Origin of the sequence: Dactylosporangium vinaceum, from assembly GCF_019904175.1 — a bacterium.
GTDB classification, from domain to species: domain Bacteria; phylum Actinomycetota; class Actinomycetes; order Mycobacteriales; family Micromonosporaceae; genus Dactylosporangium; species Dactylosporangium vinaceum.
Window position 1 is genome coordinate 9,848,138 of record NZ_CP061913.1, and the last position, 11,917, is coordinate 9,860,054.

Consider the following 11,917-nt stretch of genomic DNA (forward strand, 5'->3'; position numbering starts at 1 on the left):
GCCTAATCGCCCACGACACCGTCGACGAATTCCCTAACGGCGTCGAGGTGTCCGTTGTGACGGGCAGTTTCCTCGATCATGTGTATGAATACCCAACGCATCGACACCGGTTCCCCGTGCCGAGTCCCCGCGCAGACCGCGTCGGGCGCGCGCCCGGCCGCGATGCTGCGGGACACCGCGCACTGGGCCCGGTAGCGCTCAAGCGCCTCGGCCAGCCCGAGCCGCGGGCGCCAGTCCAGGTCGGGGTCCTCGGCGGTCCAGTGCTTCGGCACGTCACGGCCGGCGACGACGATCTCGAACCAGTACGACTCGACAGCTGTCAGGTGCTGGACCAGGCCCACCGGCGTGGTGAGCGGGGAGGCCGGCAGCGGTGCGAGCCGGCCCAGCGCGTCGGGGATGCCCGCGCACTTGCGGTGCACCGTCTCCCGGGCGGCGTCGAGCGCGGCCGTGAGCAGCTCGGTCTCGGTGCCTATCACTTTTCGAGGACCGCGCCGGGGGCGCTGATGTCGAGGGTGCGGCCGGGGTCGATGGCGGTGCGCTCCAGGATGCGGACCTTCGCCGCGTTCTGGGTGTCGTCGCCCCACACCACGAGGCGGTCCTCGGTCAGCTCCAGTTTGATCCGGGTCGGCGACTCCGCGACGAGCGCGACCATCTGCCTGCGGATCGGGGGTGACAGCGCCGCCAGTACCGTCAAAGCGCTCTGGGTCGTGTCGTCGCCCGGCTCGGGCTGGGCGATCCGGATCGCCGGCAGGCCCGGTGGCGGCGCGTCGAGCGGCAGGTAGGCCACGCCGTCGGCGTCGAGCAGGGTGAAGCCGCCGACCTTGGGCACCACCGCGACGGCGGTGCGCTCCCGCACCGAGATGATCAGGGCGTGCGGGTAGCGGGTCTGCACGGTGACCGTCTTCACCGGCTTCAGCTGCGTGCGTATCCGCCGCTCGACCGCCGGCAGGTCCAGGCGCGGCAGCGGGGTGCCGTCGCGCACCGCGGCCGCCGCGCGCACCGCGGCCGGGTCGAGCACGGCGGTGCCGACGACCTCGATCCGCTCGACGCCGAGGGCGGGGGTGAGGTACACGACCGCCGCCGCCCCGCCCAGCACGACCACCAGCCCCAGCGCGACGAGCCAGGGCACGAGCACGCGCAGGCGGTGGCGCCGGGCCGCCTGCGCGAAGAGCCGCACGGAACGTGGCGCGTCGCGTGGGGCGAGGACGAGGCGCCACCCCCGTGTCTGCATCAGTCCTCGGCTTTGGAGTGCCGGCCCACGTAGCCGTCCGTCCCCTCGCGGCCCTTGAGCGCGGCCAGCAGCTCGTCGCCCATCAGCGAGATCGGCGGCGCGCCCATGGTGACGACGACGTCGCCCTCGCGGACCCGGGCCACCACCTCACCGGGGACGTCCTCCCACGACGGCACGAACACCTTGTGCTCGGCGGGCAGGGCGATCTCGGCGGTGAGCGCCACGCCGCCCTCCCCCGGCTCGCGGACCTCGCCGGGGCCGAAGACCTCCATGACCACCGCCTCGTCGGCGAGCGCGAGGCCCTCGGCGATCTCGGTCTGGAAGTCGCGTGTGCGGTACACCCGGTAAGGCTGGAACACCACGAGGAGCCGGCCGTCCCCGGCGACCTCCCGCAGCGTGTGCAGCGCCTTGGCGATCGGGACCGGGTGGTAGGCGTACTCGTCGTAGACCCGCACGCCGGACTCGGTGCCCTTGAACTCGAACCGGCGCCGCACGCCGGGGAACGTCGCCAGGGTCTCGACAGCGGTCTCGGCCGCCACGCCGAGGCGCAGCGCGGTCAGGATCGCCCCGGCCGAGTTGAGGCCCAGGTGCGTACCGGGAATCGGCAGGAACACCTCGCCCAGCGGGACGCCCTCGTAGTGGGCCATGTACCGCACCCCGTGGGCCGAGGAGCGGACCTCGGTGATGCGCAGGTCGGCGTCGGGCGCGGTGCCGTAGGTGACGACGTCGGCCCCGGCCGCGCGGGCGCGCACCACCATCTGCATCGCCCGGGCGTCGTCCGCGCACGTCACCACGAAGCCGCCCGGCTGGACCCTGGAGCAGAACTCGACGAACGCGTCCTCGAGGCCCTGCAGGTCGCCGTAGGTGTTGAGGTGGTCCGCGTCGATGTTCGTGACGACGGCGACGTGCGGGGAGTACAGCAGGAAGGAGCGGTCGCTCTCGTCGGCCTCGGCCACGAAGATGTCGCCGCTGCCGTGGTGGGCGTTGGAGCCGATCTCGGAGATCTCGCCGCCGATCACGAACGACGGGTCGAGCCCGGCGTGCTGCAGGATCAGCGTGATCATCGACGTGGTGGTGGTCTTGCCGTGCGTGCCGGCGACGGCGATGGCCCGGCGGCCGTTCATCGTCGCGGCCAGGGCCTCGGAGCGGTGCATGAGGCGCAGGCCCCGCTCGCGGGCGGTGACGAGCTCGATGTGGTCCTGCGGGATGGCGGTGGAGTACACCACGGTGTCGACGCCGTCGAGGTTCGACGCCGCGTGGGTGCGGAAGATCGTGCCGCCGAGGGCCTTGAGGGCGGTGAGGTGGGGCCACTCCTTGAGCTCGCTGCCCGAGGTCGGGATGCCCCGGGTCAGCAGCAGCCGGGCAAGCCCGCTCATGCCGACCCCGCCGACCCCGACCAGGTGGACCCGCCCGAGCTCTTCCGCGGTGAGCTCCGTACTCATGCCCCGATCACTCCCAACAGGTAACGACGCAGCTGCTCATCGCCGTCCCGCCGCCCGTATCCGGCCGCGGCGCGGCTCATGGCCGCGAGGCGCGCACCGTCGCGCACCAGGGGGACGATCTGCTGGACAACCAGCTCGGGCGACAGGTCGCCGTCCTCGACGATCATCCCACCGCCGGCCTCGACAACCGGCAGCGCGTTGCGCCGCTGCTCGCCGTTGCCCCAGGGCAGCGGCACATAGACGGCCGGGATGCCGATCGCCGCGGTCTCGGCGCAGGTGATCGCGCCGCCGCGGCAGATCGCCAGGTCACCGGCGGCGTAGCCGAGCTCCATCTCGGAGAGGAACTTGACCCGCACATACGGCGCGGGCAGGCCGGCCGGGATGTCGAAGTCGTCGTTGCGGGCGCCGACGATGTGCAGCACCTGCACGCCGGCCGAGGTGATCGCCTTGGCCGCGCCGGCGAGCGCGTTGTTGATCGAGCGGGCGCCCGACGATGCACCGAAGACGAACAGCGTCGGAAGATTGGGGTCGAGGCCGAAGTACCGGCGGGCCTCGGCGCGGCGGGCGGCCCGGTCCAGGGTGGTGATGCTCTGCCGCAGCGGCACCCCGACCACCGGCGCGTTCGCCAGGTTCGGCATCTGGACGGCCTGGTGCGGGAAGCCGAGCACGACGTTCTTGGTGAATCGCATGGCCATCTTGTTGGCCACGCCCATCGGCACGTTGACCTCGTGGATCACGCTCGGCGTCTTGCGGCGCCAGGCGGCCAGATAGGCCGGGACGGAGACGTACCCCCCGAAGCCCACCACCGCATCGGCGTTGACCTCGTCGAGGATCGCGCGGGTGGCCTTGGCCGCCTTCCACATCCGGTCCGGGGTGCGCACCAGGTTCATGTTCACCGAGCGGGGCAGTTGGTAGGCCGGGACGTGCCGCAGGTCGTAGCCGGCGCGCGGGATGAGATCGTTCTCCATACCGCTCGGCGAGCCGAGACACGTGATGCGGACGTCGGGGTCGTGCCTGCGCAGGCAGTCGGCGAAGGCCAGCAGCGGGTAGATGTGCCCGCCGGTGCCTCCGCCGGCCAGCACCACCGAGCGCAGCGCTGCCATCAGGTGCTCCTTCCGCGGGGCGGCACCGTGAGGGTGGGCCGGCCCGTCGTGCGTGTCGAGGGGTCCGTGCCGTCGTCCTCCTCGCGAGCGCGCGGAAGCGGCGGCAACGGCGCCCAGAGTAGTCGCACCCATTTCCGCGGCGGACGCGCGTGCATGGCTCGCGCGGAGTCCGGCTCGGCCCGGGCGGCCGAGGTGAGGATGCCGGCCGCACCGAGCGCCACGACGAGCGCGCTGCCGCCGTCGGAGATGAACGGCAGGGGCAGGCCGGTGATCGGCAGCAGGCCCACGACGCCGCCGATGTTGATGATCGCCTGGCCGACGAACCACACGGTGATCGCGGCGGCGGCCAGCCGGCGGAACGGGTCCTCGACGCGCCGGGCGATGCGCAGGCCGGTGTACGTGAGCATGCCGAACAGCAGCAGCACGACCATGCAGCCGACCACGCCGAGCTCCTCGGCGACGATGGCGAAGATGAAGTCGTTGTGCGCGTTGGGCAGCCGGCCCCACTTGAGCTGTCCCTGGCCCAGGCCGACGCCGAACCAGCCGCCGTCGGAGACCGCCCACAGGCCGCGCAGGTACTGGTAGCGCCCGGCCTTGGCGTCGGGGTCGATGCTCGGGTCGAAGAACACCTTGAGCCGGTCGAGGCGGTAGTCCTTGTTGGCCGGCAGCAGGATCAGGGCGACCACGCCGGCCAGGAAGAACGCGCTGAGCCAGCCGAAGACCGGCAGCCGGGCCCCGGCCGCCCACAGCAGGCCGGTGAAGAGCACGATCATGCAGATGGCCGAGCCGAGGTCGTTGTACCCGACCAGGACCAGCAGCGTGATCGTGACCGGGAACAGCGGCATGAACAGCTCACGCCAGGTCATGATCGTGCGGCCCTTGCGGACCAGCAGGTCGGCGCCCCAGACCACCAGCGCGATCTTGGCGAACTCGGCCGGCTGCAGCTGCAGGGGCCCGACGTGCAGCCACAGGTCCTGGACCCAGATCGGGCCGAGGTGGATCGCCGGGGGGTCCGTCGCGCCCGGGGCCCGGCGGGCGGCCAGCCAGCCCATCAGGTCCACGAAGCACATGAGCACGGTGGTGGTGATGAGCATGGGGATCGCCACGGCCCGGAACGTGCGCACCGGCAGCCGCTGGCAGATCCAGAACGCGGCCAGCCCGACCATCGCGAACGCCGCCTGCTTGGCGATGGAGTTGAACGCGCTGCCCTTTTTCGCGAAGTCGTCGACGCTCGTCACCGAGAAGACCATGACCAGCCCGATGAACACGAGCAGGCCGACGCTGGACAGCAGCAGGTAGTAGGAGGCGAGGGGGCGGTCCAGCAGACCCCGCAGCGAGCCGACCAGATTGCCCAGCCAGCCGCCGTCGTTGCGGTCCAGCCAGCTGACCTCGTCCGGAACTTCCTCCCCGTCGCTCCTCATGCCGCCACCTCCGCAAGCTCCGGCGCCGCCCTGAGCTCCGAGCTGCGACACTGATGAGCGGCCACTCCGCTTCGCTCCGTACCACTCATGCCGCCACCTCCGCAAGCTCCGGCGACGGCCTGAGCTCCGAGCTGTGACACTGATGAGCGGCCACTCCGCTTCGCTCCGTACCACTCATGCCGCCACCTCCGCAAGCTCCGGCGACGGCCTGAGCTCCAAGCTGTGACACTGATGAGCGGCCACTCCGCTTCGCTCCGTACCACTCATGCCGCCATCATTCCCGGCGCGCCGGGGCACGGTGGCCGCGACGCGCCGGGATCGACGGTGTTAAGAGGCGCCGCTCATCACACGCAGGAAGTCGGCGGCGAAGAGGCCGAGCGAGGCCGCCACGCCGAGACCGGCGATGATCCAGAACCGCACGACGATGTTGACCTCGCTCCATCCGGCCAGCTCGAAGTGGTGCTGGAGCGGGACCATCCGGAAGATGCGTTTGCCGGTGGTGCGGTACGAGCCGATCTGCATGACCCAGGTGACCACGATGATCACGAAGAGCAGGCCGAGCAGCGGCAGCAGCAGGACGGTCTTGGTGGCCATCGCGAGACCCGCAATGAGCGAGCCGAGCGCCATCGAGCCGGTGTCGCCCATGAAGATGCGGGCCGGTGAGGTGTTCCACCACAGGAAGCCCACGAGCGCGCCGACGGCCGCCCCGGCGATCAGGGCCATCTCCAGCGGGTCGCGCACGTCGTAGCAGTAGCCGGCGTTGTAGGAGGGGTCGGCGCACCAGTGGCGGTACTGCCAGAACGCGATGGCCATGTAGCTGATGAGCACCAGGATCGAGGTGCCGGTCGCGAGCCCGTCGAGGCCGTCGGTCAGGTTTACCGCGTTGGACATCGACATGACCACGAACACGAAGAAGATCACGGCGCCGATCTTCGTGATGTTCAGCCAGTCGATGTCGTGCACCCAGGACAGCTTCGGGCTGGCGACGGTGGTGACGACGGCGTGGCCGGTCTTCTCGGCCGGCACGTAGAGCGCGATCGCGCCGAAGATGGCGCCGATGAGCGCCTGGCCGATCAGCTTGCCGCGCTTGTTGAGCCCGTCGCTGTTGCGCTTGGCGACCTTGAGGTAGTCGTCGAGGAAGCCGAGCAGGCCGGTGAAGACGAACAGGCCGAGCAGCACGATCGCGGTGGCGGTCGGGCCGGTCGGGCGCAGCTGGGCCTTTGGCAGCGTGGTGAGGGCGATGTGCCCGCCGGTGTAGGCGACGAGCGTGGCGAAGATGAACACCACGCCACCCATGGTGGGTGTGCCCTTCTTGCCGAGGTGGGTCTGCGGGCCCTCGGAGCGGATGGGCTGGTCGGCCTTCAGCCGGGTGAAGTACCTGATCGCGATCGGCGTGCCGAACAGCGAGATGAGAAACGCGACGAAGGCCGCGACGAACACGGCCCTCACTTGCGGAAATCTTCCGAGCGCAGGGCGTCGGCGACGGCCCAGGTCCGGTAGCGCGATCCCTTGACCAGGACCACGTCACGCGGAAGCAGCTCGCTGCGCAGCAGCGCCACGGCGGCCTCCTGATCGGTCACGAGCACCGAGTCTCCTCCCCAACTCGCCACGGCGGCCGCCCCGGTCAGGATCGGCGCGGCCTGCTCGCTGACGGCCACGAGACGGTCGACGCCGAGTTCCGCGGCGAGACGACCAACTTCCTCGTGTCCGGCTCGCTCGTACCCGCCCAGCTCCGCCATGAAGCCGAGCACGGCGATCTTCCGCCGCTCGCCGGCCACCGCGACGAGCGCGCGCAGCGCCGCCGCCATGGACGCCGGGTTGGCGTTGTACGAGTCGTCGATGACCGTGACATCGTCGGCACGGTCGAAGACATCCATCCTTCGGTCCGACAAACCCTCTAGATCGCCGAGTCCGTTCGCGATCGCCGTGGGTTCGAGCCCCGCGAGCGACGCGACAGCAGCAGCGAGTAGCGCGTTGCCGACGGAGTGCCGTCCCGCGACGTCGAGGCGGACGGCAACGGCGTCCGCGCCGGGGACGTGCAGGGCGAAGCCGAAGCGGCCACGGTCGAGCGCCTCGACGTCTGTCGCGCGGATCTCGGCGTCGGCGGCCTCACCGACCGCCACCACGCGGGCGGCGGTGCGGGTGGCCATGGCCCGGACCCGCTCGTCGTCGGCGTTGAGCACCGCGAAGCCCCCGGAGCCCAGCGCCTCGACGAGCTCGCCCTTGGCCTGGGCGATGCCCTCGACCGAGCCGAACTCCCCCATGTGCGCGACACCGACGTTGGTGACGACGGAGATGTCCGGAGGAGCGATTTCGCAGAGGTACCGCAGGTGCCCGATCCCGCGCGCCCCCATCTCGAGCACCAGGAAGCGGGTGGCGGCGTCCGCCTTGAGCGCGGTGTAGGGCGTGCCCAGCTCGTTGTTCTCCGACCCGATCGTCGCCACCGTCGGCCCGCGCCGGGCCAGCAGCCGGGCGATCAGGTCCTTGGTGCTGGTCTTGCCCGAGGAGCCGGTGATCGCCACGACGGTGAGCCCGCCGGCCGCGTGCAGCCGGTCGACGACGGCCCGGGCCAGCAGCCCGAGGGCGCGGCGGGGGTCGGCCACGACGATGGTGGGCACACCCTCGACGGCGCGGCTGCCGAGGACCCCGGTGGCGCCGTCGGCGATGGCCTTGGGCCCGAAGTCGTGCGCGTCGACCTTCGCGCCCGCGAAGGCCACGAAGAGCCCGCGCTCGCCGACCTTGCGGCTGTCGTACTCGACAGGCCCGTCGACCACCGCGTCCACGGCCCCGCCGACCAGCTCGCCATCGACGATCGCCGCGATCTCTCCGAGCGTCAGCGCGATCATGAGTTCGCCTCCCGCAGGGCCGCGGCCAGCTCCACCCGGTCGTCGAACGGCAGCACCTCGCCGTTCACCTCCTGGCCCGTCTCGTGCCCCTTGCCCAGCAGTGCGATCACGTCTCCCGGTTTGGCCTGGGCCACCGCGAAGGCGATGGCCTCCCGGCGCCCGCCGATCTCGACCACCTCGGCCGGTCCGCCGCCGGTGCCGGTGAGCACCCCGGCCCGGATCTCGGCCGGGTCCTCGGTGCGCGGGTTGTCGTCGGTGACGATCACCAGGTCGGCACCCTCGGCCGCGGCCCGGCCCATGAGCGGGCGCTTGCCGCGGTCGCGGTCGCCGCCGGCTCCGACGAGGCAGATCACCCGGCCGCCGCGCGACGCCGCGAGGGTGCGCAGCGCCTTGAGGACCTCGACCATCGCGTCGGGCTTGTGCGCGTAGTCCACGACGCCGACCACGTCACCGGGGGCGTCGACGCGCTCCATCCGGCCCGGCGAGCCCGGCGCCGCCGCCACCGCCCGCGCGGCGACGTCCAGGTCGACCCCGACGGCCACCAGGGACGCGATCGCCAGCAGCGCGTTCGCCACATTGTGACGGCCCGGCAGCTGTACTCCGGACCGCGCGGTGCGGCCCCGCCAGTGCACGTCGAACGCCTGCCCGTAGCCGTCGACAGTCACGCCCGAGACCCCGAAGTCCGATTCGCCGTCAGACACCGGGTCCATGCGAACGGAATAGGTCCATGACCCGGGCTTGCGCAGTCGCATTACCGACACATCGTCGGCGTTGAGGATCTCGACGGCGGCGCGGCCGTCGAACAGGCGCGCCTTGGCCGCGAAGTACGCCTCCACCGTCGGGTGAAAGTCCAGGTGGTCGAGGCCGAAGTTGGTGTAGCCGGCGGCGGCGAAGCGGACCCCGCCGACCCGCCCGACCTCCAGCGCGTGGCTGGAGACCTCCATGGCCACCGACTGCACGCCGCGCTCGAGCGCCGCGGCGAAGAGGGCGTGCAGGTCGGTCGCCTCGGGCGTGGTGCGGATGCTCTTGACGGTGAGGTCGCCCAGCCGCGTCTCGACGGTGCCGATGAGGCCGGTGACCTGGCCGGCCGCCCGCAGCCCGGCCTCGATGAGGTAGGTCGTGGAGGTCTTGCCCGCGGTGCCGGTGATGCCGATGGTCGTCAGGCGGCGGGTCGGCTCGCCGTACACCTTCGAGGCGACCTCGCCCAGGACGTCCCGCGGCCTGTCGACCACGAGGAACGGCACCCCGGCGTCAGCGCGCACCCCGGCCGGGTCCGTGAGCACCGCGACCGCGCCCCGCTGCAGCGCCTCCGGGATGAACTGCGCCCCGTGCACACGCGCGCCGGGCAGCGCCACGTACAGATCACCCGGCTGTACGGCGGAGCTACTGTGCGTCACCCCCGTCACCGCAACATTGCCGGTTCCGCCGCCGAGCTCGCCGATGAGCTCACCGACCAGAACAGGGAGGACATTCCGCGGACGGGGATAGCCGGACACGGGGTCAGACCCTACCCGCCCGGCGCCGGGCACACAGAGCCGGTGTCACGGGTAGATCGTGAGCTTCGGCGGCTCGGTGCCGGTCGGTGTGACACCGAAGGTCGACAGGGTGAGCGCCATCATCTCCTTGAACGCGGGCGCCGCCACGGAGCCGCCCGCGCCGCCGGGCACGTGCGCGTTGACCGCGATCACGTAGCGGGGCGCCTCGGCCGGGGCCATGCCGATGAACGACACGACGTCACCGGACGCGTACCCACCGTTCTGCGGCAGCTTCGACGTGCCCGTCTTGCCGGCGATCCGGTAGCCGGGAATCGCCGCCTGCTTGCCCGTCGCGTCGTCGAGCGTCGTCACGCCCTCCAGCATCACCCGCAGCTCCTGCGCGACCTGCGGGTCGAGCACGCGCCGGGTCTGCTGCGGAGCCGGCTTCGTCACCGTCCCGTCGGGCGCGATGACCTTCTTCACCACCGTCGGCTGGACGTAGAGGCCGTCGTTGGCGATCGCGCCGTAGACGGCCGCCATCTGCATCGCCGTGGTCGCCACGCCGTTGCCGATCGGGATCGAGCCCGGGCTCGACCCCGACCACTGGTTCGGCGGCAGCAGCTGGCCGGGCGACTCGTTGGGCAGCCCGACGCCGGTGCGCTGACCGAGACCGAACTTCTGCTGGTACTCGTACAGCTTGTCCTTGCCCAGACGATCCGCGACGGCGATGGTGCCTACGTTCGACGACAGCGCCAGGATGCCCGGTATCGTCATCTGCGTGCCGTTCTTCTGCGGCGGGTGGTCCGTATAGGTCGTGTCGCCCTTCTTCACCGTCGAGTTCACCGTGATCGTCGAGCTGGGGGTGATGACCCCCTCCTGCAGCGCCGCGCCCATGACGATCGCCTTGTGGATCGAGCCCGGGTCGAAGACCGTCGCCGTGCACTGGTCCTTGACCAGGCTGAGGTCGGTGCTGCCGGGGCCGGTGGCGGCGAAGGACGGGTAGCTCGCCATCGCCATCACCTCCATCGTCTTCGCGTCGAGCACGATCGCCGAGGCGAAGTCGGCCTTGAGCGGCTCCATCCGGTCGGCCAGGGCCTTCTGCACCGAGTACTGCAGGTCCTGGTCGATCGTGAGCTCCACCGAGCTGCCCGGGCGGGCCGGCTTGAGCTCCTCGTAGCCGTAGGGCTGCGGCACGTCGAGCTGGCCCTCGCCGTGCTCGTAGGTGTGCAGCCCGTCGACGCCTTTGAGCACCGAGTCGTACTGCTTCTCGATGCCCATCTGCCCGACCAGGTCGGGCCGGGAGGTGTAGCCGATGATGTTCGAGGCCAGGTCGTAGCCGGGGATCTCGCGGCGCTCGTCCCGGTCGACCTTGAGCGCGCCGACGTGCATTGCCCGGATCCGGTCGCCGTCGGCCACGTCGATCTGGTGGACCAGGTATTCGAACTGCACGTTCGTCTTGCCGTCGGCCGCCTTGTGCGGGGTCATCTTGCGTACCAGGTCGGAGCGCAGCACGCCGTACTTGTCGAGGATCGCGAAGAGCTTGTCGGCGAGCGCCTCGGGGTCCTTGACGACCGTGGGGTCGACGGCGACGTAGCGGGTCTCGACCGAGTGCACCAGGATCTTGCCGTTGCGGTCGAGGATCGCGCCGCGGGAGGCCGGGAGCACGGCGTGCACCAGGCGGTCCTTGAGGCCCTCGGCGGCGTACGCGCTCGCGTCGGTGAGCTGGAGCTGGACCAGCCGCACCCCGATCGCGGCGAACATCGCCAGGCACAGGACGGTGGCCAGGCGCAGACGGCGGCGCGGCTCGGCGAGCTTGGGCAGCCGGGTGCGCCGGCCCAGGCGCGGCACCGCGACCCGGCTCTGCTTCTTGCGGACCGGCGCGCGTTTCGCCTGCGCCTTGCGGACCGGCTGGCCCCTGCGGTCGGCCGGCACCCGGCGGACCGGGGGCTTCTCGCGCTTCTGGGTGTTCTGCGCGCGCTTCGGCGGGGCCGTGCGCCGCGGCGGCGCCGGCGGCTCGTCCGGCTCATCCAGGTCGATGACCGGCTCGTCGGCGACCGCGGGCCGGCTGGAGCGGCGCCCGCCCGCGCGGAGCGGCTGCTCACTGCGGCCTCCCTGGAGGACCTCCAGGGCCGGGCGGAACGGATCTCCGCGCCGGGGCTCGGCCGAGGCGTCGCGGACCGACCGGCCGCGCGGGGTGTACCGCTTCGCCTCGGACATCGTCCCGCGCAGTGGTGGCTCCTCCGGCGCGCCACCACCGCCGGAACGGGAACGGGCGGAGGCACCGGCACCCCCCGCGCCGGCGCGACCGCCCGTTCGCTGGCGGCCGGCGCCACTCCCGCGAGCCGCGGCGTCGCGCTCGGCGCCCCCGCGCCGCTCGCTTCCGCCGCCCCGTCGATCAG

The 11,917-nt window shown here is 71.8% G+C and carries 9 protein-coding genes; all 9 read right to left on the bottom strand.

The window, feature by feature from the left end; genetic code table 11:
* Positions 1–2: 2 nt before the first annotated feature.
* The 9 genes from Dvina_RS44160 to Dvina_RS44200 all read right to left on the bottom strand — a co-directional run bounded on the left by Dvina_RS44160 (position 3) and on the right by Dvina_RS44200 (position 11,735).
* Positions 3–476 carry a DinB family protein gene (locus tag Dvina_RS44160; protein ID WP_223096975.1) on the bottom strand — a complete coding sequence of 158 codons (474 nt, stop codon included), beginning with the start codon at positions 474–476 and terminating at the stop codon, positions 3–5.
* Entirely contained in the window at positions 473–1,231 is a 759-nt protein-coding gene (locus Dvina_RS44165) for a cell division protein FtsQ/DivIB (RefSeq protein WP_223096977.1), read from the bottom strand. The genes Dvina_RS44160 and Dvina_RS44165 overlap by 4 nt, the downstream gene beginning before the upstream one ends.
* Positions 1,231–2,673, bottom strand: coding sequence for a UDP-N-acetylmuramate--L-alanine ligase (gene murC / locus Dvina_RS44170; RefSeq protein ID WP_223096979.1), 1,443 nt, complete (start codon positions 2,671–2,673; stop codon positions 1,231–1,233). Before murC ends, Dvina_RS44165 begins: the two co-directional genes overlap by 1 nt.
* On the bottom strand, positions 2,670–3,776 hold the full coding sequence (gene murG / locus Dvina_RS44175; protein WP_223096981.1) for an undecaprenyldiphospho-muramoylpentapeptide beta-N-acetylglucosaminyltransferase: 1,107 nt from the start codon (positions 3,774–3,776) through the stop codon (positions 2,670–2,672). The genes murC and murG overlap by 4 nt, the downstream gene beginning before the upstream one ends.
* Complete coding sequence (locus tag Dvina_RS44180) at positions 3,776–5,197, bottom strand: FtsW/RodA/SpoVE family cell cycle protein (RefSeq protein WP_223096983.1); 1,422 nt, start codon at positions 5,195–5,197, stop codon at positions 3,776–3,778. The genes murG and Dvina_RS44180 overlap by 1 nt, the downstream gene beginning before the upstream one ends.
* A 327-nt stretch (positions 5,198–5,524) precedes the next feature.
* Positions 5,525–6,646, bottom strand: coding sequence for a phospho-N-acetylmuramoyl-pentapeptide-transferase (mraY, locus tag Dvina_RS44185; RefSeq protein WP_223096985.1), 1,122 nt, complete (start codon positions 6,644–6,646; stop codon positions 5,525–5,527).
* Positions 6,643–8,043 carry a UDP-N-acetylmuramoyl-tripeptide--D-alanyl-D-alanine ligase gene (locus Dvina_RS44190; protein WP_223096987.1) on the bottom strand — a complete coding sequence of 467 codons (1,401 nt, stop codon included), beginning with the start codon at positions 8,041–8,043 and terminating at the stop codon, positions 6,643–6,645. Before Dvina_RS44190 ends, mraY begins: the two co-directional genes overlap by 4 nt.
* Positions 8,040–9,539, bottom strand: a complete 1,500-nt coding sequence (locus Dvina_RS44195; protein ID WP_223096989.1) for a UDP-N-acetylmuramoyl-L-alanyl-D-glutamate--2,6-diaminopimelate ligase — start codon at positions 9,537–9,539, stop codon at positions 8,040–8,042. The genes Dvina_RS44190 and Dvina_RS44195 overlap by 4 nt, the downstream gene beginning before the upstream one ends.
* Positions 9,540–9,584: 45 nt before the next feature.
* On the bottom strand, positions 9,585–11,735 hold the full coding sequence (locus Dvina_RS44200; RefSeq protein ID WP_223096991.1) for a peptidoglycan D,D-transpeptidase FtsI family protein: 2,151 nt from the start codon (positions 11,733–11,735) through the stop codon (positions 9,585–9,587).
* Positions 11,736–11,917: the final 182 nt, after the last annotated feature.